At 36.3% G+C, this 21,983-nt stretch carries 25 protein-coding genes, 1 pseudogene and 1 other annotated feature; of the genes and pseudogenes, 24 read left to right on the top strand and 2 right to left on the bottom strand.

Annotated features, from left to right (window positions below):
- The first annotated feature begins 13 nt into the window (after positions 1-13).
- The 20 genes and pseudogenes from OXPF_RS01280 to OXPF_RS01190 all read left to right on the top strand — a co-directional run bounded on the left by OXPF_RS01280 (position 14) and on the right by OXPF_RS01190 (position 17,036).
- Positions 14-1,282, top strand: coding sequence for an efflux RND transporter periplasmic adaptor subunit (locus OXPF_RS01280; protein WP_054873402.1), 1,269 nt, complete (start codon positions 14-16; stop codon positions 1,280-1,282).
- 30 nt (positions 1,283-1,312) lie between these two features.
- Entirely contained in the window at positions 1,313-2,701 is a 1,389-nt protein-coding gene (locus OXPF_RS01275; protein ID WP_054873401.1) for an ABC transporter permease, read from the top strand.
- 27 nt (positions 2,702-2,728) lie between these two features.
- Positions 2,729-4,240: an ABC transporter substrate-binding protein gene (locus OXPF_RS01270; protein ID WP_083479635.1), complete on the top strand. Its 1,512-nt coding sequence runs from the start codon at positions 2,729-2,731 to the stop codon at positions 4,238-4,240.
- Positions 4,241-4,649: 409 nt separating this feature from the next.
- Positions 4,650-5,057, top strand: a complete 408-nt coding sequence (locus OXPF_RS21540; protein WP_242854290.1) for a DUF3788 family protein — start codon at positions 4,650-4,652, stop codon at positions 5,055-5,057.
- A 202-nt stretch (positions 5,058-5,259) separates the two neighbouring features.
- On the top strand, positions 5,260-6,156 hold the full coding sequence (locus tag OXPF_RS01260; RefSeq protein ID WP_054873472.1) for a hypothetical protein: 897 nt from the start codon (positions 5,260-5,262) through the stop codon (positions 6,154-6,156).
- Positions 6,135-6,317, top strand: a complete 183-nt coding sequence (locus OXPF_RS22255; RefSeq protein WP_160317124.1) for a hypothetical protein — start codon at positions 6,135-6,137, stop codon at positions 6,315-6,317. Before OXPF_RS01260 ends, OXPF_RS22255 begins: the two co-directional genes overlap by 22 nt.
- 142 nt (positions 6,318-6,459) lie before the next feature.
- On the top strand, positions 6,460-7,053 hold the full coding sequence (locus OXPF_RS01255; protein WP_054873400.1) for a GNAT family N-acetyltransferase: 594 nt from the start codon (positions 6,460-6,462) through the stop codon (positions 7,051-7,053).
- 17 nt (positions 7,054-7,070) lie between these two features.
- Complete coding sequence (locus OXPF_RS01250; RefSeq protein ID WP_054873399.1) at positions 7,071-7,784, top strand: DinB family protein; 714 nt, start codon at positions 7,071-7,073, stop codon at positions 7,782-7,784.
- Between the two features lie 67 nt (positions 7,785-7,851).
- The gene (locus OXPF_RS01245) at positions 7,852-8,304 is read left to right on the top strand and encodes a DUF3788 domain-containing protein (protein WP_242854289.1); all 453 of its coding nucleotides are present in this window, start codon (positions 7,852-7,854) and stop codon (positions 8,302-8,304) included.
- A gap of 148 nt (positions 8,305-8,452) precedes the next feature.
- Positions 8,453-8,665: a binding site (T-box leader), on the top strand.
- A 118-nt stretch (positions 8,666-8,783) separates the two neighbouring features.
- Complete coding sequence (gene argS / locus OXPF_RS01240) at positions 8,784-10,556, top strand: arginine--tRNA ligase (RefSeq protein ID WP_054873398.1); 1,773 nt, start codon at positions 8,784-8,786, stop codon at positions 10,554-10,556.
- Positions 10,557-10,727: 171 nt separating this feature from the next.
- Positions 10,728-11,345, top strand: coding sequence for a lactate utilization protein (locus OXPF_RS01235; RefSeq protein WP_054873397.1), 618 nt, complete (start codon positions 10,728-10,730; stop codon positions 11,343-11,345).
- A gap of 200 nt (positions 11,346-11,545) precedes the next feature.
- Positions 11,546-11,992: a GNAT family N-acetyltransferase gene (locus OXPF_RS01230; protein ID WP_054873396.1), complete on the top strand. Its 447-nt coding sequence runs from the start codon at positions 11,546-11,548 to the stop codon at positions 11,990-11,992.
- A pseudogene (locus OXPF_RS01220) lies at positions 11,982-12,599 on the top strand (lactate utilization protein). The gene OXPF_RS01230 and the pseudogene OXPF_RS01220 overlap by 11 nt, the downstream one beginning before the upstream one ends.
- Before the next feature lie 83 nt (positions 12,600-12,682).
- Positions 12,683-13,141 (top strand): GNAT family N-acetyltransferase, encoded by a 459-nt coding sequence (locus tag OXPF_RS01215; RefSeq protein ID WP_054873393.1) that lies wholly within the window; start codon positions 12,683-12,685, stop codon positions 13,139-13,141.
- 91 nt (positions 13,142-13,232) lie between these two features.
- Positions 13,233-13,778, top strand: coding sequence for an AAA family ATPase (locus OXPF_RS01210; protein ID WP_054873392.1), 546 nt, complete (start codon positions 13,233-13,235; stop codon positions 13,776-13,778).
- Between the two features lie 64 nt (positions 13,779-13,842).
- On the top strand, positions 13,843-13,992 hold the full coding sequence (locus OXPF_RS22250; RefSeq protein ID WP_160317123.1) for a hypothetical protein: 150 nt from the start codon (positions 13,843-13,845) through the stop codon (positions 13,990-13,992).
- 90 nt (positions 13,993-14,082) lie between these two features.
- Positions 14,083-14,835, top strand: a complete 753-nt coding sequence (locus tag OXPF_RS01205) for an NYN domain-containing protein (protein WP_054873391.1) — start codon at positions 14,083-14,085, stop codon at positions 14,833-14,835.
- Between the two features lie 52 nt (positions 14,836-14,887).
- Positions 14,888-15,532, top strand: coding sequence for an HAD family hydrolase (locus OXPF_RS01200; protein WP_054873390.1), 645 nt, complete (start codon positions 14,888-14,890; stop codon positions 15,530-15,532).
- A complete protein-coding gene (locus tag OXPF_RS01195) occupies positions 15,519-16,064 on the top strand; it encodes a GNAT family N-acetyltransferase (protein WP_054873389.1) in 546 nt (181 codons plus the stop codon). Before OXPF_RS01200 ends, OXPF_RS01195 begins: the two co-directional genes overlap by 14 nt.
- Before the next feature lie 162 nt (positions 16,065-16,226).
- The gene (locus OXPF_RS01190) at positions 16,227-17,036 is read left to right on the top strand and encodes a hypothetical protein (RefSeq protein ID WP_054873388.1); all 810 of its coding nucleotides are present in this window, start codon (positions 16,227-16,229) and stop codon (positions 17,034-17,036) included.
- 12 nt (positions 17,037-17,048) lie between these two features.
- Here the strand turns inward: OXPF_RS01190 and OXPF_RS01185 are convergent, their stop codons facing one another.
- Both OXPF_RS01185 and OXPF_RS01180 read right to left on the bottom strand, forming a co-directional pair.
- Positions 17,049-17,588, bottom strand: coding sequence for a DUF2284 domain-containing protein (locus OXPF_RS01185; protein WP_242854288.1), 540 nt, complete (start codon positions 17,586-17,588; stop codon positions 17,049-17,051).
- A gap of 129 nt (positions 17,589-17,717) precedes the next feature.
- Positions 17,718-18,095 (bottom strand): PH domain-containing protein, encoded by a 378-nt coding sequence (locus OXPF_RS01180; protein ID WP_054873387.1) that lies wholly within the window; start codon positions 18,093-18,095, stop codon positions 17,718-17,720.
- A 268-nt stretch (positions 18,096-18,363) separates the two neighbouring features.
- Between OXPF_RS01180 and OXPF_RS01175 the strand changes: the two genes are divergently transcribed.
- The 4 genes from OXPF_RS01175 (at position 18,364) to OXPF_RS22940 (ending at position 21,922) form a co-directional block, all read left to right on the top strand.
- Positions 18,364-19,179, top strand: a complete 816-nt coding sequence (locus tag OXPF_RS01175) for a toll/interleukin-1 receptor domain-containing protein (protein ID WP_054873386.1) — start codon at positions 18,364-18,366, stop codon at positions 19,177-19,179.
- Positions 19,180-19,543: 364 nt separating this feature from the next.
- Complete coding sequence (locus tag OXPF_RS01170; protein WP_054873385.1) at positions 19,544-20,038, top strand: QueT transporter family protein; 495 nt, start codon at positions 19,544-19,546, stop codon at positions 20,036-20,038.
- A 165-nt stretch (positions 20,039-20,203) separates the two neighbouring features.
- A complete protein-coding gene (locus OXPF_RS01165) occupies positions 20,204-21,562 on the top strand; it encodes an ammonium transporter (protein ID WP_083479630.1) in 1,359 nt (452 codons plus the stop codon).
- Positions 21,563-21,580: 18 nt separating this feature from the next.
- Complete coding sequence (locus tag OXPF_RS22940; protein ID WP_054873384.1) at positions 21,581-21,922, top strand: P-II family nitrogen regulator; 342 nt, start codon at positions 21,581-21,583, stop codon at positions 21,920-21,922.
- Positions 21,923-21,983: the final 61 nt, after the last annotated feature.

Raw genomic sequence — 21,983 nt, 5'->3', positions numbered from 1 at the left:
GAGGTATGCAAAATTGGTCCGTGAAGAACTGATGGATTACGCCAAAAGAAAAAAAATAACGGGAAAGCTGTTGGTAATATTCATGATAACCATGGTCTTATTAACCTTTTTCTCCAATACAATAAATAATTTTACTCTACCGAGAGTCACCCTTGAAAAACCGTCGGGAGGGGCATTGATAAAGGAAATAAGCGGCGAAGGCATAATTGAAGCAAAGTTAGTTATAGAAGAATATACCGATACAAGCCTGAAGGTTTTGGATGTTAATGTACAGGCAGGCGATACCGTAAGGGCAGGGCAGCAGATATTAAGCCTTGATATAGACAGCCTCAAATCAAGCCTGGAGGATGAAAAGGCCAAATATCAGCAGCAGCAAATTTCCCTAAACAAGCTTAAGGACAGCAGCAATATAATAACCCTGGACAATAATATTGAAACAGCCCTGGAAAATTTGACTCAAAAGACAAAGGAATATCAGGATATAAAAACCCTTTATGAGCATGGTTATGAATCGGAAAAAAATTTAAAAAACGCAGAAGCAGCCATGAATACCGCACAAAGAAGTTATGATTCGTCTCTCATGGCAAAAGAATCCTATATCAAGGAAAACCAGCAGGATATTGAAAATGGCCAGCTTAATCTGGAAATAGCAGCAAGAAGAATAGAAGCTTTAGAAAAACAGGTGGCCAACAACGGTATATATATGGCTTCAGCCGGCGGTATAATAACCGAGGTCAATTTCAGTAAAGGCTCCATGGCTAACAGCTCCAAGCCCCTCTTCAAGCTGGCTGAAACTTCCGGAGGTTTTCAGGTTGACATACCGGTGGACAGGGACCTGGCAGGTTATGTAACAATAGGAGATTCAGTGGATGTCCGCATCACCTCCCTCGGTGATAAAGTAGTAAAAGGTGCAGTCGCCCAGATAAAGGAAGAACTGCAGAATGGAGATAATAAGGTGCTTGTAATAGATGTTAATGACCAGGAGCTGCAGGGAGGAGAGAAGGGGCAGATTTATATTTCTAATAAGACCAAACAGTATTCTGCCCTGGTGCCAAACAGCTCCGTGTATACCGACAATAACGGTTACTATGTATTTGTAATTAAAAAAAATGACGGTCCCCTGGGCACTGAAAATTATGTACAGAGAGCAGATGTTACCGTTGAAGACTCAGACAGCACAATGTCGGCTATAGTTAATGGAATAATGCCAATGGACAAGATTGTAACAGACAGCACTAAATCCCTGTCCGACGGCGACAAGGTGGTGGTCGTGGAGCAGTAGATTGTACCTGATGTGAAAAGAGGTGAAAAATTGAAAGCATTTAAACCTGCCTATTTTATACTGGCTGCCGGTATATTCATACTGATTTTTAATTCTTTATTTGGGTGGTCCATAACATCAAAATATAGTGAAACTAATGGGGTATATAAAACCAATAAAGTCTCGGTAAATGTGCTAAAAGGTTCAGCATCACAGGAAAGAAGCGCTTTTACCATGGATGACATAAGACACATGCAGGAGTTTTCTTTTAAAGATACTGATATGGCCTATTCTTCAGCAGAAAAGTCTGCAGTTTCATATAAAGACAGCCGGACCGAAGCTGAAGTATACGGTGTCAATTATAAATACGGCATGTTTCATCAAATAGAGTTTAAGTCGGGAAGTTTTATAACAGAAGGCAATAAGGATGAAAAAGTCGCCGTGGTGGATGAAAACCTGGCAGAGAAGTTATTTAACAATGACAATGTTGTTGGGATGCCCATAGAGCTCTATGGGCAGGAGTTTAAAATAATCGGAGTTATAAAAGGGGATGAGTCCATTGTGCAGGCCATTACAGACAGCGGACTGGGAAATATTTATATACCTGTGGAACAAATGCTTATATATGATGAAAATTCAGAAATAACTTCCTTCGAGGTTAAAGCCGGTGGGAATATAACCGGACAAAATATAAGTAAAGCTAAAGAAGCCCTTGGTTCCATAGGAAAAAATGCTTTAGATTATAAAATAATAGATTATAACCTTGAAAATATACTGGTGTCGCAGAAAACAAGGCTGTGCATTTTTATGGCCGGTATGTCAGCAATCATAATGCTGCTTTACCTGATTAAAAAAAGAGCTGTTGATATATACAGCATTATAAAATCCGGGCTTAAAGAAGACTATTTTAGCGATGTTTTAAAGCTGAAATGCCTAATGATAACCATGACTATGCTGGAAATGGTAGTGATATTTGTATTCATTTACCTTCTGTGGGACAACATCAAATTCAGCCTTTATATTCCAGCGGAGTATGTGCCCAATGAGCTTATAGACATTGATTTTTTCTCCGGCCTTTTTAAGAGCTTGGCACAGACAAAAGTTCAAAATGCCGGATATGTCCCAACATACACAGAAATGAAGATGAATGTACTGAATATAATGCAGAACTGGAATGCATGCATTGGACTTCTTATAGGTTTTCCCCTGTACTATCTGGGGCTTAAACTGTTGGAACTTAAAGAAGAGAATTGCATTAAACTTTTGCTGTATAGCTGCCTGTGTTTAATTTCTTCAATTATATTAGGTGTATTGATTTTACTCATATTCAAAATGCCGGTAGCTGTTGATATAAAAGGAGTGTCCGTTGTGCTGGCATTCATATTCCTCTCAATATACCGTGCAGCTGCACATACTCAAAATAGGACAATAAAAATATAAAAAACTATAAAAGGAGTGTTACCAAAAATGCTAAAAAATAATTTATTAGTTGGGGACATACCTCCCAACCCAAAATCAAGCCTGAAAGTGGAGGTGTGTCACCTTTCATTAAGTAAAAAAATTTTAAAAAGGATTACCTGCCTGGTTTTGGCAGTATTTACATCGTCAGCCATAACGGCATGCGGTAGTACTGCAAATAACAACAGTAAAGAGACCAGCTCAGGCAATAACACTTTAACAGTTTCAGTGATGACGAAAGATATGTATCTGGACACAGCAGTAAAGCTGTTTGAAGAACAGCATCCCGGTGTGACCATCGATGTGAAAGAATATACGTCCAACCCTTTGCCGGCAAGTGACGGAAAAAATACCAGCATCAGGGTAGGTGAAAAGCCTGAAGATGTTGAAAAATATGTCAGCGCCATGAATACCCAGCTTATGTCCGGAAATGGGACCGACATTATGTTATTAAGCCCTCTGCCCTACGAAAATTATATTGATAAGAATATGCTTGTAAACTTGAGCGATATGATTCAGTCTGATGAAAGTTTCGATATGGGTAAATACTATGCAAATATCCTTGATGCCATGAAGTATAATGGAAACCTCTATGGTTTGCCGTTAAGCGTAAACTTAAATGTATTGGAAGCAAATAAAGCATTGCTTGATAAATATAATATAGATATCGATGACAGCAAATGGAGCTGGGAGGATTTTGAACAGGCAGCACAAGAGATTGTAGAAAACAGTAAAAAAGATGGTGCTCAAGGTATGTATGCACTGTCAGGAATGGATGGGAGCACTATAATGTCATCACTTGTCTCGGAAAGCTATGATAAATTCGTAGATAAAAATGAAAAGGCTGCCGGCTTTGATTCTAGGGAATTCGTTGCCCTTTTGAATATGGCTAAGTCTATGATCGATAGTGGTTATGTGAATACAGATACTTCCCAGGGCAAAATCACCGACCTGGCTGCAAGGGGAAACACAGTATTCAGCGCAGGCGGCATAAGGAATTACATGGATATGATGATGGCAAAGCAGACTTATAGTGACGGTGTGGAATTTCTCAATTACCCGGGAGAGGGTGCCGGACTATCCTTCACTACCAATACCTTATATGGAATCAGCAATAATTCTTCCAATAAAGAGCTGGCATGGGAGTTCCTTAAATTCTTAGCTTCCGATGAAATGATGTCACAAAACTCTTTAGTGGGGCTGCCGGTTAATAAAACTGCATCAGAAAAATCCGCTCAGAACGCAGTTGAAATGTCAAAGAAGGTCAGCAGTAGTAACGGTAATGCAAAAATTATGATGAACATGAATGGCCAGTCTATTAATTTAAATAAACCAATTACCGAGGAAGATGTTAAAGTTATACAGGAGCTTTTAACTGATGCAGAAAAATATACAAATGCCGACCAGAAAGTATTGTCAATAATCCGGGAAGAGACAGCAGCCTTTTTCGCAGGCCAGAAGACTGCTGAAGATACTGCAAAGACCATACAGGACAGAGTGAATACTTATATAAATGAATAAGCAAAAGCCAATGAGGGAAACCTCAGAAGTTTAATGAGTCGCGAAAGTTTGTAAAAAGGAGTTAAAGATGTACTTAAGCTGTAGTGCATACAGTTACGGTACATCTTTAACTGTTTTTATGAAAAATCGCAGCAGACGGTAAAAGTTATAGAACTTATGTAATACTTTGATGGACATTCCTATGGAAGTGGCGTGCTTTGTGCAAATTAAACTTCAATAACTAATATAACAAATGAAGGAATTGGAGTAAATTAGTAGAATTTATTTTATTAGAAATCCAATAAAGGTGATAAGGTAGGGCTTGGGGGTCGATTTATCTTATAGCGGAAAGTAGGACTTGTATTTTTAATCTTTGGAAATTTGAGGGAGGATTCAAAATGGAATATGAAAGGATATATAATAAAGACCGTTGCCATCTTATGATGAAATACGGGATTTTATTGGTGACATTGCTGTAATGCAATTTGACAGATTAATAGAATTTGTTGAAGAAAACTATGATTTTGATAAAGAGATATATTTTGGTGGAAAGAATTATGGTGTACTGGTAAGATTTCGTAAAAACGGGAAGACTCTATTATCAATATTTCCTGAGAAGAATGGCTTTTCTATTGTTCTCGTGTATGGCAAGAAAGAAATTGAGCAATTTGAAAATAGAAAAAATGAATATAGTAGTTTTATAACTTCAATCTATGATGCTACTAAACAATATCATGATGGGAAATGGCTATTAATAAGAATTGAAGATGATCGTTATTTAAATGAACTTATAGAAATGATAAAAATCAAGAAAAAACCAAATAAGAAAGTTGTCTAAATAAAATAAAGAATACTACACACTTTTATGTTTTTAGTAATAAGAAAGTGCATTGTATAGGAAATAACTGAAATGGTTTGAAAAAATTATTATGAAGTGATAACATCCACTAACAATGCATTTCTGAATCTAAGAGCTGTCGCTCTAAGGCTCGGAAACTTCATGTATGCAAAACGTTATTGTGAAGGAAAAGGTGGGTATTTTGGATATTAAGAAAGCAAAAAAAATAATTTCCTATGTTGTCCAAGTTACGGAGCCAAGATGGAGAAAATATGATGAATGCTGGGCAGACATAGATGAACTTATTATTAGACGAGGTTATGAACAAGGCGGTTTTGAATTTTTTAAGTTAGTACCTTTACTAAAGAAGAGTCAGATTTATACAATTGATAGGCTTGGTTCAGTTATGGGTAACTATAAAAGTGAGAAAAAATATCAGAGAGACTATGCAGGTGGTTTAGAATCAACTTTTTATACAGATTTAAAACAAAGCAGATATGGACAAGTTGGAAATGCTTTTTATTTAAGTATTGAAGAATTTCTAAATACTAAAGCTGGTAAACCAGGTAGCAGATTTTGGTCTTTACTCTGGCAGATGTTAATTTGTACCCATTATTTAAAAGAAAATTATAACTCAAGCTTTTCAAATTATTTAAGGAAGAAGTTTTCGCAGTATAAAGGAACTAACGATGTCTTAGAAAGCTATATCTTAGAATGTAGCAAGGAAGGATGGGAGGATTTTAAATTACAAGTTAAACCCTGGAATGAACTTTATGGAATAGGTGAAAATGTGTTTGATTTTATATTAGGTGATTTAAAAGAAGCAGATGGAATAACAACAGCGTCATTTAAGTTGGATGTAAATAATATATATTTTTTTCAAGCTACGGGAATTGATAAATTGATTAAAGAAATAAATAGGGAAGAAGTAATAAACTTTATAAATAGTTTAGATATGAAATATTCATTAAGGGAAGTGAATAAAGGCATATATACTTATTGTTCTTTAACAGAATCATATAACTATGGATTTTGCCGCAGTAGGGAAAAGTGTATAATATGTCCCGTCAGCAATATATGCGAGAAACAGATAGGCTGAAAACTTCGTATAATACAGAGTTTCCAACTGCAGCAGTTGCTGCCATTGCGGTATTTGTAAATAGCTGGAGATATACAATAAATATAAAAATTATAAACAAATATGAAAAAGAACTAGCTAATTTTTTATACGGACATATTCCACTTAAAGAATATTTTTAGCGTGGATTTCAGAAACCTATAAGGAAGTATCTTCATTAAAAAAAGACAGTTTCATTTTAGGTATAGAAAATGATGAGACTAAAATGGGCTATTATTTAAAATATTGTATGAATTCATTAAAATTATAGAGGTGATGAGAAATATGGAAGATGAAAATAAGCTGTATGATGGTGAATTATCATTTAGGCCATTGACTCTTGAAACATGGCAAGATTTTGAACAGCTCTTCGGCAAGACCGGAGCTTGCGGAGGTTGCTGGTGCATGTGGTGGAGATTACGCCGTAAGGAATTTGATAAGCAAAAGGGTGAAGGCAATAAGAGTGCCATGTACCGGATAGTAGAAAAAGGTATCGTTCCCGGGATTATAGCATATATAAACAAGCTTCCTGTCGGATGGTGTTCAGTGGCCCCACGGGATGAATTTTCGGTATTGGATAGATCCCGGATTCTAAAAAGAGTAGATGATCAGCCTGTCTGGTCAATAGTATGTTTTTTTGTGGCGAAACAATATAGATGCCGGGGAATTACCATTCAGCTAATAAAAGCTGCAATAGAATACGCAAAGAAGAATGGAGCATTAATTGTAGAGGGATATCCTGTTCAACCTAAAAAAAGTAAAATGCCTGATGTGTTTGCATTTACAGGGTTCATGTCGGCTTTTGAAAAGGCAGGTTTTACAGAAATAGTTCGCCGGTCGGATACAAGACCCATTATGCGGTATTTGATTAAAAATTAATAAAGGAACGATAATTAATGGGAGTGAGAACAGCAGTGAGTATAGTATCCGAATGGAATTTGAAACAAAAACATTTGAAAGAAATAATAAGAAAGGCAGAAAAGTTCGGTGAAGCTAAGGAATTATTTCTTTCCATGCATGGAACGGTTCATTTTGCGGAAGTAAGCAACGCAAAAGAAGCAACGGTCATGGATAAGTTTGTGAACGGATTGCTGGAAAGAGATTATGCTATTATGCCGACAGATAAAGACGTTACTATTGCTTGGAATATTTGGCATATTACAAGAATCGAAGATTTAACTATTAATGTTTTAGTGAACCAATTGGAACAAGTGTTAAACAATGATTGGCTGGCACGGCTTAAAGTTAATGTTACTGACACAGGAAATGCAATGACAGATGACGAAATAATGGATTTCAGCAAATACATTAATATAGGGCAACTGTTAAAATATAGAACTGCTGTTGGAGTGCAAACGCAGAAAATCTTATCGTCTTTAAAATATGAGGATATGAAACGTAAGATTGAGAAAAAAGATACAGAGAAAATATTGAATTATGGTGGAATATTGAACAAGCCGGATTCTATTTGGTTACTGGATTTTTGGGGCAAAAAGGATGTAGCAGGCATTATTTTAATGCCAATTACAAGGCATCAAATAGTTCATTTAAATGATTGCTTTTATTTAAAACAGGCAATTAATAAGAAAAAAACATTTTACAGAGTTTGATCTTCATTTAAATGCTATTCCGGTAGTGCTTACGCAAAAGGTAGATTATGGGTCTGGGTGGTGAAAGATGATGTATGAACGTTTGCTTGATAAAAATAATCCTCCTGCAGAGAATTTTATAAGTGAGCTTATGGGGGTAAAAGGCTATACTTTACTGCTTCAGTTCGAAGATTTTTTAAACCATAATTACCATATATCCAGGGAAATGAAATTTCCCTTTGGAAATAATTATGGCTGGGGATATAAGTATAGTCATAAGTCAAGTCACCTTTGCTATGCATTTTTTGAATCCGGTGCATTTACCATAACGCTGCAACTTGGAGATAATTGTGCTCCTCAAATCAATCAAATTCTTCCGGGCCTGTCGCAAAAGGTAAAGGAATTGTGGCAAAACAGGTATCCTTGCGGCGAACAAGGCGGCTGGATTCATTACAGGGTTACGGATTCGGATGATCTGAATGACGTTTTAGAGCTGGTGAAGGTAAAAGGGAAGCCATCCTCAAGCCAGAAAAGAATATGAAGATTTAAAAATTAATCTTGCCAGAAATTTAGAGATGATGGGTTGCCTATACCGAAAGTAAAACAGAATTTATACAAAGCATTTTGACGTTTTATAAATAATTTCAGCCTTGACACGGGAAACTATTATATTATAATATTCAAAACAGTGAAATTCTATGAAAAGTGAAGTATCCTTATAAGATTTCTGACAGCGAGCAGGAACAGAGTGAAAGTCCTGCAAGATATTATTTGGAGAAAAGGTACTTGGAGGAGCTGCCTGAGCTTTATAAGTCAGGGTGTGACGTTGGCTGCGTTAAAGCCATGAGTGGATTGTAAATACAATCAACTAGAGTGGTACCGCGGATATATCCGTCTCTTATTATATTAAGAGGCGTTTTTTTATTGTCAGTAATTTATATGAAAACTCGCGATTAAAACATAGTAGTTAACGTAGCCGACGTAGAGAAATTTAACGTAAAATACGGGAGGATGTAAGAAATGAAAAAATTAACAGAATTAATTACGGTTACAGTTAAGGCTGCATTTGAAAAATGCGGCTATTCTTCGGAATATGGGTCAGTTACGTTATCCGACAGGCCTGATTTATGTCAATTTCAATGTAACGGAGCCTTATCAGCTGCTAAAAAATATAAAAAGCCTCCTCTTACCATCGCAACTGAAATTGTAAACTCGCTAAAAGAACATCAAGACTTTAAAGACGTAACATGCGTTATGCCAGGATTTATTAATATAACTTTAAATGACAGTTTTATCATTGACTTTCTTAATACTATGATGGAGTCAAAAAAATTTGGCTGCGAAGAAATCGGGGAGAATAAAACCATTATTGTGGATTATGGCGGGCCTAATGTTGCAAAGCCCCTTCATGTAGGGCATTTAAGGACGGCGGTCATTGGAGAAAGCATCAAACGAATGGGAAGGTTTTTAGGGTATAATACGTTAGGGGATGTCCATTTAGGGGACTGGGGGTTACAAATAGGATTGATCATAGCAGAACTTAAAAGGCGAAGTCCTGATTTAATTTATTTTAATATAGATTATAAGGGTGAATATCCGGAAGAAGCTCCTTTTACTATAACCGAGCTTGAGGAGATTTATCCTACAGCAAGCAATTATGCCAAAATTAATGCTGCTTTTATGGAAGATTCAAAACAAGCAACCCTGTTGTTCCAAAATGGCCATAGGGGCTATGTGGCATTATGGAAGCATATTCTGAATGTGTCAATTAAAGATCTAAAAAAGAACTATGCCAATTTAAATGTTTATTTTGATTTATGGAAAAAAGAAAGCGATGCTCAGCCCTATATTCCTAAAATGATAGAGTATTTGAAGGACAATGGTTTTGCATATATAAGCGACGGGGCTCTCATAGTGGATGTAAAAGATGATAGGGATACAAAAGAGGTGCCTCCATGCATACTGGTAAAATCAGATGGGGCAACCTTATATAGCACAACCGATTTGGCAACCATTATAGAAAGAATGGAATTATACAAGCCGGATGAGATCATTTATATCGTTGATAAAAGACAGGAATTGCATTTTGAACAAGTTTTCAGATGTGCAAAAAAAACAAAACTCGTTTCGCCAGATACAAAGCTTATCTTCCTGGGTTTTGGAACAATGAACGGCAAAGACGGTAAACCTTTTAAAACCCGCTATGGAGGAGTAATGCGTCTGGAGCATCTTATTAAGGAGGCCAGTGACAAAGTTTATAAAAGAATCATCGAAAATAAAGGAATCCGGGAAGAAGAAGCAGAAGAAATTTCTAAAAAAGTAGGATTGGCGGCCCTTAAATACAGTGATTTATCCAATCAAATATCAAAAGATTATATGTTTGATTTGGATAGATTTACCTCCTCCGAAGGAAATACAGGGCCGTATATTATATATACGGTAGTCAGAATAAAGTCCATACTTAATAAATTTTTATCCATGGATCCTGAATATAAAACAGGGGAAATATCATTACAATTGCTTTGCAGTGAAAGTGAGGGCAGCTTAATGCTTAAACTTACTCAGTTCAATGAGGTCGTAATAAGCAGCTTTACGGACTATTCTCCCCATAAAATATGCCAATTTATTTATGATTTATCCAATGAATTCAATAAATTCTATCATGAAAATAAAATCATTTCAGAGCGGGACCCCCAGAAACAATATTCATGGGTAAATCTTATTAGTTTAACAAAAAATGTTTTAATTACATGTTTAGATTTATTAGGGATAGAAGTTCCCGATAGAATGTAGTATCCGATAAAAATGTTTTGCCTTTTTGCCCCTCAATTTTTAAAATATGATATAATAAATTCTTTCAGAATTTATTGCGACACAAAATTTGCCATGCAAATTTTATGATATATTAGATTAATTTATATAACTATTTCTTTATCACCGTAGAAACGGTCCCTGGAGGTATGTATGGACGAAAGGATAAAAAAAGTAATTTCAAATTTGCAGCGAAACAATATGGCCGGTTACTTTGTTGAGAACAGGAAAGAATTGCTCAATCTCATGGCCTTACTGGTTAAAAAGGGCGAGAAGGTTGGATGGGGAGATTCTGTTACGCTGGAGGAAACGGGGGTGTTTGATTTTATTCGAAAGGGCGGCTTTATTTTTTATGACAAACATCAGCCGGGGCTGACACCGGACGAAAAGCGTGAGATATACTTGAAAAACTTTGATGCGGATACATTCCTGACAGGTACAAACGCCATTACCCTTGATGGAAAGCTGTTCAACATTGACGGAAACGGAAGCCGCGTTGCTCCCATGCTGTACGGACCAAAGCAGGTAATTGTTGTAGCAGGCATCAATAAACTGACGGATACCGTAGAAGATGCTATCAAACGTACGAGGCAGATTGCTGCGCCTTTAGATGCGAAAAGGCTTAAAAAGGATACGCCGTGTACAAAGCTGGGAAAATGTATCGATTGCAGGCATGAGCAAAGGATTTGCAATGACTTTGTTCTCATCACGGGACAATTTATTAAAGATAGGATAAAAGTGATTCTTATAAATCAAACATATGGATTTTAACAAGTAAATGGGGTTGGTAGTGGTTTGTGAAAAAGCAGGTTATATAAAGGATATAGGCGGAATAGTTGCCGAAACATAAAAGTTTAGTATCAATTATGCACCTTGTTTAATTGGTGCATTTTTATTTATATAATGAAGGATTTAATGTAAATTAGTAGAATTTATTTCCTATTAGCTAATTTGACAAGGGGATGATTATTATGAATATCCGAAAAGCAGAAAAGAATGATATGGAAGATGTTTTTTCTTTGATTTGTGAGTTGGAGGAAAGGAAGATGGATAAAAGCAATTTTTGTACTGTATATCTAAATAATCTTTCGGATAGTAGAATACATTACATTGTTGCAGAACAGCCGGGAAAAATAATTGGTTTCATAAGTATCCACATCCAGCAGCTTTTGCACCATGCAGGAAGTATTGCTGAAATCCAGGAATTAATTGTTACAGAGGAATGGCAAGGGTCCGGTATCGGACATATGATGTTTGAGACAGCCAAAAATATTGCATCAGAAAATAATTGTATTAATATAGAAGTCTGCAGTAATAGAAGGAGGGAAAAAAGCCATCTTTTTTACGAGAAAATCGGAATGAAAAAATCCTCCTATAAATTTATCTTGCAGTTAAGGAGAAACAATAATGGATGCTGAAGAGTTCAGTGTAATACAAGAAAATTGCAGAATGAGGAATATAGAAACTTCATATTTTGAGACTTTAGAAGAAGCTAAATTATATATATTAAATATTATACCTGTTGATAGTACAATCGGGATTGGGCATTCAGCGACACTGCAAAAGATGGGTATTACACAATCACTTATATAAAGAGGAAATATTGTGTATGATAAAGAACTTGCAGAAACGAAGAATGAAAGTAAGGCCTTGAAAAAGAAAGCTCTCATTACTGACTGGTATATCACCGGTTCCAATGCCGTAACTGCTGATAGGCGTATTGTTAATGTTGATCATAGCGGTAATAGAGTTGCGGCAATTTCTTTTGGACCGGATAAAGTAATCATTGTGGTCGGTAGAAATAAATTAGTGGAAACAGTTGATGAAGCAATAAAAAGAGTCAAAGATGTTGCATGTCCTCTGAATGCAAAACGGTCAGGATATAATCCACCATGTGTGACATTAAATAAGTGTGTAGATTGTGTATCCCGAGAAAGAGTATGTAATATCCTTTCAATAATTGAGGGGCAGTCGGACATCAATAGAATGAGATTATTTATAGTTAATGAAGAATGTGGATTTTAGCATCTAAATATAGATAAAGGATGTTCTTATAATTTGGCTCTGTAAAATAATATGATTCAAATTTCATGAGGGAGTATAACATAATGCTAAACATACGAAGTGCAAGGGAGAGTGAATATGGAATATTAACGGATATAGCTATAAAATCCGAAGCTTATTGGGGATATGATTCTGATTATATGAATAAATTCAAATCCGTTTACAATGTGGGTAAAGAATTTATCAGAAATAATATAACTGCCATTATAGAAGAAAATGATAAGATTGTTGGATTCTATGGCATTTTAACTGAAAAGAATGAGACTTCATTGGAATATTTCTTTATTGAATCTGAATACATAGGAAAAGGCTACGGAAAATTATTATGGAATTATATGATTAGAAACTGTAAAGAGGTTGGCATCAAAGAATTTACCATAGTAACAAGCCCTCAAGCTAAATGTTTTTATGTGAACATGGGAGCGATACATTGCGGTGAAGTAGAATCTCTTCTCAAAAAGGGACGCATGATTCCGCGATTAATTTATTCAGTAGAAAAGTGAAAGCTTTGAACTTTAAAGTGTTATCATTAGCTCATAATATTTTCATAATCTGGATATCTATAAAATTTACAAAGGAGGCAGGAACATTAATATGAAAATACAGGTTATTGGTGCCTCTGGTACAGGAAAAAGTACGCTGGGCAAATATATCAGTAAAAAAACCGGTGTTTATTGGATTGATACGGATAAATATCTATGGAAGGACCCATCTTTTACTGAAAATTATCCAGTTGAAGAACGTTTTGAAATGTATAATAATGACATTGCCAATCATCAGTATTATATTGTCTCGGGGTCGGTGCATTCTTGGAACCCTCAAGGGTTCAATGACAGGGAGATGCTGGTACTATTGATAATAGATGAAGAAATCCGTATGAAAAGAATTTATGACAGAGAGTTTTCAAGATTTGGAGAAAGGATGCTTCCAGATGGAGATCACTATCAGTTAACCTGCGAATTTATAGACTGGTGTAAAACTTATCTGACTGCTGATGAAAATGCAGTGAATTCACTTGCAAATCATAAGCTTCGCTTGAAAGACGCATCATGCAAAACACTGATTTTAGACGGGAATCAGCCGGTAGATATCCTTTGCACACATGTTTTAAATGCATATTGGGCAGATCCGTCCGGGTGAATAATACTGTAAAATGAACGTAATGTCATGCTAAATGATATACCTGCGGGGGCCGGTTTTAAAAATGCTTATTGCAAATCAGTATAAGGATAGCGGTAATATGATAAATCAGAGGAATGACTATATGGATTCATTAGAATTTAAAGAGAATAAGGATTTTGCAGAAATCATAATAAATTTGAACCACCGACAGGACAATATTCATGCCAGATAACATACAGCGGAGGACTGAATATACTTTTCTTAAATAGGACTTGATAGCAAGGATAAGCAAATAAAATTTTAAGTAGAGGAGAGAAAAACTATGGAAAAGGATAATAAAATTGCAGTTTTGATTGATGCTGATAATGTATCGGATAAATACATAAAATATATAATCGATGAGATATCAAATCATGGGACACCGACATATAAAAGGATATATGGGGATTGGACAAAGCCCCAGCTGGCGTCATGGAAAAATGTACTGCTTGACTATTCAATTAGCCCGATACAACAATATAGTTATACCACAGGTAAAAATTCTACGGATTCGGCTTTGATAATAGATGCCATGGATATATTGTATTCAAAAAACGTTGACGGTTTTTGCATTGTTTCAAGCGACAGTGATTTTACAAGGCTGGCGTCCAGATTAAGAGAAGCGGGCATGTATGTGCTGGGAATGGGAGAAAAGAAAACTCCTACGCCTTTTATCTCGGCGTGTGAAAAGTTTAAATACCTGGAAGTATTGGCTTCCATGTCCTCAAAACCGGCACAGGCTTCAAACACAAAACAAGTTAATAAACAAGAAGGGCCAAAGGTCGGCATGACCAGCAAGGATGAGCTTATAGAAGCCATAAAAACCATTATCACCGAGATATCCGATGAAGACGGTTGGGCGTTTTTAGGGGAATTAGGCAGCACTCTTAATAGGAGATATCCGGATTTTGATACCAGGAACTACGGATTTTCAAAGCTTACACCCTTTGTGTCTTCACTGAATCATTTTGAAATAAGGTCAATAAAAACCAGCAATCCCAGCATAAGTCTTAAGTATATAAGAAATAAAGAATGATTTTTGTTTCGGGTCGGGGGAATTATTATTGCAAAACAAAAGGAGACCAACTATGAAAGCAGACGGTATTATTTTTGACCTGGACGGCACTCTTTGGGATGCAACTGAAGGAGTAATGCACTCCTGGAATGAAACTATAGAAAAGTATAAAGAAGTGAAAAATAAACTTACCTTGGATGATATAAAGGATATTATGGGATTGACAGTTAAGGATGTTGCCGCAAAGCTATTCCCTTATATTAAAGAAGAATTAAGGGTAAAAATAGCCATGCAGTGCTGCAAGGATGAATGTATATTTTTAGGGAAATATACAACATTTCTTTATGAAAAAGTAGAGGAAACTTTAAAGGAGCTTGTAAAAACAAGAAAGCTGTTTATAGTAAGCAACTGCCAGGGCGGATATATTGAAACCTTTTTTAAATTGCATAAAATGGAGAAATACTTTACTGACTATGAAAATTCCGAAAGGACAGGATTATCCAAAGGCGAAAACATAAAATTAATCATGGCAAGGAATAACCTGGCTCATCCAATATATGTCGGTGATACCGCAGGAGACTTAAAGGCAGCAAGACTGGCTAATATCCCCTTTGTCTATGCCAGCTATGGCTTTGGGAAAGTAAAGGAATATGATTATATCATTAAAAGCATTGATGAGCTAATTAACGTTGGGGCGGTGTCAAATGATAAAACTTAATATAATGGGAGAAGAGGATTTTATAAATATAGTAAAATGGAACGAAAATAAGTCTTATGATTATTTATTGCAATGGGCAGGACCAACATATAATTACCCTTTGACGTTGGAGCAGGTCGAGAACTATTTCTTAAATGAAGTAAAAAAGCCGGATGCCAATATATTTCTTTATAAAATACAGCATGAACATACAAATAAAATTATTGGCACTGTTGAATTGCGGGAAATAGACAAAGGTAATAAAACTGGCAGAGTATGCAGATTCCTGATTGGAGAAGAAAACAACAGGGGCAAAGGTATAGGGAGAAAGGCATTAAAAGAAGTATTGAAAATTGGTTTTGAAGATATGGGGTTTGAGAAGATAACTCTTGGAGTATTTGATTTTAATGAACCGGCTGTTAGGTGCTATAAAAGTGTAGGGTTTACAGAAGAAAAATTCATGGAAAAAGCGAGGGAGTCGTCCACCGGTTATTGGAATATGTATGAAATGGCAATTACAAAAGAAAAGTGGCAAATGATAAATAACAACTAAGAGGCAGAAGCCAAGCCTTCTAATGCAAAGATTATTCCTCAGAAAGAAATTGGGATCCAGATTACACATAAACAATTGGTAGCTACCGCAAAAACTATATAATAGAAAACAGACGGCACCTCTTTTTAGGCACAGGGTGTCTGATTCGGAGGTAAAAACATAATGAAGCATCCTTTAGTCGATATGGCATATAAAAAATATTTAAATAAATCTTATATAAGAGAGTCTTTGCTAACTAAAAAAGCATTTGCACCAGAAGATAAATACTTCATAGAAAATGCAGATAAGCTCCTTAGGGATATAGAAAAACACCCTCATGCTTTTGTTCTTGCCTGTCTTATGGATACCGGCGTAGATTCCGATGTGGCATGGACCATTCCATACCGTGTTTTTGAAAAATTAGGTACCTTTGATATAAAAGAGCTTTATAAGATAGATGAACAGGAATATGTGAATATGTTCAGCGGAAAGAAGAAATGGCACAGATATCCGGCAATAAAGGCAAGTGTTTTTTATAACGGAGTGCGTAAAATTAAAGATTCAGTCTATATGAACGGTGATGCCTCAAGAATATGGAGCAATAAACCCAAAAGCTGCAATGTGATTTTAAGGTTTTTGGATTTTAAAGGATGCGGCTTTAAGGTTGCAAATATGGCTGCCGGCATTCTTCATACTCATTACGGGATAGAATTCTCAGATTACAGCTTTATAGATGTAGCTCCTGATGTCCATGTACTGAAGGTATTCCAAAGACTGGGCCTAACCCCTTATGTGCCTGACGGGGAAATTGCCCGTATTTATACAATTGCGAAGGCCAGAGAATTGAACCCTGAATTCCCCGGCCTTGTTAACAGCTTATGCTGGGAGGTTGGAAGGGAATACTGCAGCCCTCAAAACCCAAGGTGCCAAAGCTGTCCATTTAGTGAATTTTGTATGAAAGATATAGTAAGTGAACCTGATATTTGGGTATAAAGCTATTGTAATTTAAAAGAATACCATGCTGAAATATGTCACCGTTTCAGGGCCGTTATTGTACTTCATGTTGCACAATGAGGCCTGCTGCATAACCAAGATGCCAAAGCCTTCTGTTGCCGGATACATACGGTCGGGAAATCTGCAGGGGTTATCAGGGTAAGAGCATTTTTTGCATACAGTGCACCCTTCTGTAGAAAGTATAAGAGGATTTTTAAATTCCCTTCTGAATATTTTTACTACTTTATCAGTAATGGCTTCATGGGTTATTCTGGCAGTACGCCAGCCCTTTATATCATAAGAGCTTTCAAGCTTGGTAACTGAACTGAAAATAAAAGCATTTTTATATTTGTTGCATAGTTTTCTGCATTCCGCTACACTCCCTGTTGCAGGCGGGCAAGCCCAGGAAGTGCCGTGCATACCGCAGCCGTTCTTTTCACAAAACATCCTTACTTCATCTGAAAAGATAACATCAGCGGGCTTCAAAAAGGCATATTCATGGATATTAAAATTTTCTCTTTCCCGGAAAATAATTTCTTCAATTTTCATCATATTATACATCTCCTATGGTTTTATTTTAAACCATAATTCAGTTACGCTCCAATTCTTATATTATGTAAAATCCTTTAAATAAAGATAATAGCCCTGATTTAAACAGGGCTAAGATATCTATAGTCATATTTACTTTAATACATAAGCAGCTAATACGCTTTGAAGTTCATATATGTTAAGGCTTTTATTGAATTTCTTTTCTATGGGTACCGGCATTCCGGAAAGCCATATTTTAAGTTCTGCATCCAAATCAAAATGGCCTGAGGTCTCTATGCTGAAGTGGGTTATGCTTTTATAAGGTATGGAATGATATTCAGTTTTTTTGCCTGTCACTCCCTGTTTATCCACCAGTATAAGCCTTTTATCAGTAAATATAAACATATCACGGATGAGCTTGTAAGCTTTTTCTATGTTTTCAGTTGTGCTTAATATGTTTGCATACTCTTTTTGCACATCACTTATTTTTACCTCTGAAGCATTGCCTAATAATCCATCCATTAATCCCATGGCATTATTCCTCCTATTTCTTTGTTTGTTTACACAATATACTATATATTATTATAAATCACTATGTTTAAAATTCTAATAACATTATTTCTATTTATAAAAAATAAAAAGTGAGAAAGGAAGCTGGAATTATAAAAGCATAGAATTTAATTGGGAAATGAACAGGTCGAGTTAGCTTGTTTCGTATAGTTAAATAGAGAAAAATTTATGGAGATATATGGCAATTAATGCTATCCTTATTATATAGAAAATAAGGAGATGATATTTAATGGATAAGCCTACCATATTTATATCTCATATAGCTGAAGAAAAAGCCTTGGCTGGAAGTTTACGAAAGATAGTCATATCAAGCTTTAGAGATATGGTAAATGTTTTTGTGTCTTCTGATCCAGAATGCATACCTGCCGGGCAAGACTGGTATAAAAAAGTTATGAAGAATTTAAAAAATTGTAAAATGATGATAATATTATGCAGTACAAAATCCATAAAAAGATCCTGGATTAATTTTGAGGCTGGCGCCGGATGCGTGAGAGGCATTCCGGTTATTCCATTATGTCATTCCGGTATGAAACCGTCGCAGCTTCCCACGCCGTTATCCTCGCTTCAAGCCCTAGAAGCTTCCGAACCTTTAATAAAAGAGCGGATTTTTCAAGTGGTTGCCGGTGCTGTAGGATCAAGTATACCTGAAGGTGCAGATTTTACCGGTTTTATTGAGGAATTAAAAAAATTCGAACTAGGTAATGGTATTAGCAGTTCTGTGATTTATATCAATTATGAGGGGTTGGATATTTACCGGACCGGAGATATTGTGTCTTTTGATAGAGATGAGAGTCTGCGATATAAGTGGGATGGTAAAAAATATATTTTAAATAAGTTTAAAAAAGGAAGAGAATACAAGCATTTTGTACTTTGTGATTATAGGGAAAAAGAAAGAATTATATCAATTATAAATTCTACCGGTTACTATTTCGTTACAGGAAGCGGAAGCAGGGATGAGAAGGATGACAAAGTAAGAGTGTGGTTCATAATTAAAGACAAACCTACAAGCGGTTACGCTGAATATATAAATAATATTGAAGAATGATTACAACGCTAACAGGGGCAGTAATTTCATAAAATAATATGCAAATTTCTATAACCCGTTGAAAGTGGTTGATTATTAAATTTTCCTAAAGTATAATGAATTTAAATAAATTTAATAAGACAGTTCGAAACCATCCTGTCTATAAACAAAACTACGGGCACACTGCCTTAGGTGAAATTTGACTTAAGGTTATTAAGGTAGTGATAATGTTTATAAGGGGACGACTGCGTCCTTTTTTATTTGCTATTATAATTTTCAATAAAGAATACTTTTCATTGATGATGCAAAGTATATTAATTGTGTAATGGGTTATTTTAGTGTGCTTATTTAACATAGGAGGACGAACTGTTAAAAGGAGAGCTTTATGAATAAAAATTTAAAATTCCTGGTTCAGGCAGCAGTCATTGCTGCCATATACGCAGTACTTACCATCGCTTTAGGGTCTTTAGGCTCCCAGGTGATACAAGTAAGGGTATCGGAAGCTATGACTGTACTCCCCTTTTTAACACCGGCAGCCATACCAGGGCTCTTTGTAGGCTGTATTATATCCAATATAGTCACAGGCGCGGGAATATGGGATGTAATATTCGGAAGTCTGGCTACTTTGCTGGCCGCCTTTGCAACCTATAAAATGCCTAAAAAGATCCTAGCCCCTCTTCCTCCGGTTATAATAAATGCTGTGGTGGTCGGAGTCCTTTTAGGTTATCTTTATTCCGTTCCCTATTGGTTTGCAATTTTAACGGTGGGTGCCGGTGAATTGATTTCCTGTTATGTCATAGGTTATCCACTGCTTTTGGTATTGGAAAAGTATAAGGAAAAATTGTTTTTTAAAACCAGCTTTTCAAGGAAAAGTAATTAAAATCTGCTTGAAGTGTATATATAATGATGCTATAATAATTGGTATTATAAATCAAAAAATTAATCTATAATTTAGTTTTTGGTAATGGACAAAGGCGTCTAAATCAAATGTGATTTTATGACGTCTTTTTTTATTGTCAAAAAACAGAAAGAGGGAAGATAAAAAATGGACATCAAAGTTATTCTCGACACGTTATGGGTACTTGTGGCCGGCATGTTGGTATTTTTTATGAATTTAGGCTTCGCCGCAGTAGAAAGTGGATTTGCCCGTTCAAAGAACGCAGTAAATATACTTTCTAAGAATTTCATCGTATTTGCGGTTTCATCTTTGGGTTTCTTGGTTTTAGGCTGGGGTTTAATGTTTGGAGACGGAAATGGATTCATAGGAATGAAGGGCTTGTTTATGGCAAGCGGACTGGATAATTCTCCTGCTGTAGGGGATGCTTACAATGGTGTATATTCTGCAATCTCCTGGACAGGAATTCCATTCTGGGCTAAATTTTTCTTCCAACTGGTATTCTGCGGAACAGCTGCAACCATAGTTTCGGGAGCGGTAGCAGAACGTATTAAGTATATTTCCTTTATTGTTTTCTCATTTTTGCTTACGTTATTAGTTTATCCGATAGTCGGACATTGGATTTGGGGAGGCGGATTCTTAGCTCAAATGGGTATGTGGGATTTTGCCGGAGGTACTGTGGTTCACTCTGTAGGGGGCTGGGCTGCTCTTGCAGGCGTTATCCTCTTAGGGCCCCGTGTAGGCAAATACACAAAGGATGGGAAAATACATCCTATTCCGGGACATAACTTGAGTCTGGCAACAATCGGAGCCTTTGTACTCTGGCTCGGATGGTTTGGCTTTAATCCGGGTTCTACTATGGCTGCTGATCCTGTGGCTATTTCACATATTTTGGTTACGACAAACACGGCAGGTATTATGGCTGTTCTTACTGCTACCGCAACTGCATGGCTGGTTGTAGGAAAGCCGGATCTTGGCATGTCGATAAACGGATTGCTTGCAGGTTTGGTAATAATTACTCCGGGATGTGCATATGTAAGTGTTACAAGCTCAATGATTCTGGGTGCTATTGCAGGTGTATTGGTAGTATATGCAGTTCTTTTCTTTGATAAGATGAAATTGGATGACCCTGTCGGTGCATTGGCAGTTCACCTTGTGCACGGTGTCCTTGGAACATTATCAATAGGTTTATTTGCACAGGATGGAATTGCAGGTGTAAGCACAGGTAACGGTTTGTTCTTCGGAGGCGGACTTGGTCTTTTGGGCATACAGGCATTAGGCGTGGTAAGTGTAGGTGCCTTTACATTTATAAGCTCTTTTGTTATATGGTATTTGATTAAAAAGACAATAGGTATACGCGTATCCCTCAAGGAAGAAATCGAAGGCTTGGATATCGGCGAACATGGCAATCAGGCTTATCCTGAATTTGTGACTCACCGGCCTTCATATTCTCTGATTTCAAAAGATATAAATACCGAAATAGATGATGTTAGCAAGAAAGCTATATAGAAAGGGGAGGATATTGCCATGAAGCATATAAAAGCTGTTATCAAACCAGAGAAATTGGCAGATGTTCGGGAGGCTTTGGAAAGAGAAGGCTGCTACAGAGGCGTAATGATAAGCGATATTATGGGACAGGGTACGCAAAAAGGCATAATCCAGGCATGGCGCGGTGAGAAATTCGAGATGGATTTGCTTCCCAAAGTAGTAATAGACATGGTCGTAAAGGATGAGGATGTGCCAATTATAAAAAGTGTGCTGATGAAAAGCGCCCGTACAGGTGAAATAGGTGATGGCAAGATATTTGTTTATAATGTGGAAGAAGCCGTACGTATAAGGACAGGAGAAGAAGGAGAAGCCGCAATCTAAATTTATACTGGTATTTGATAGAGCATGTAAGCGTAATACATGCTCTATTTTTGTATAGAAA

The sequence above is a fragment of the Oxobacter pfennigii genome, assembly GCF_001317355.1.
Lineage (GTDB): Bacteria > Bacillota > Clostridia > Clostridiales > Oxobacteraceae > Oxobacter > Oxobacter pfennigii.
The sequence above is the reverse complement of the archived record's forward strand: the minus strand, read 5'-3'. Positions and strand labels throughout refer to the sequence as shown.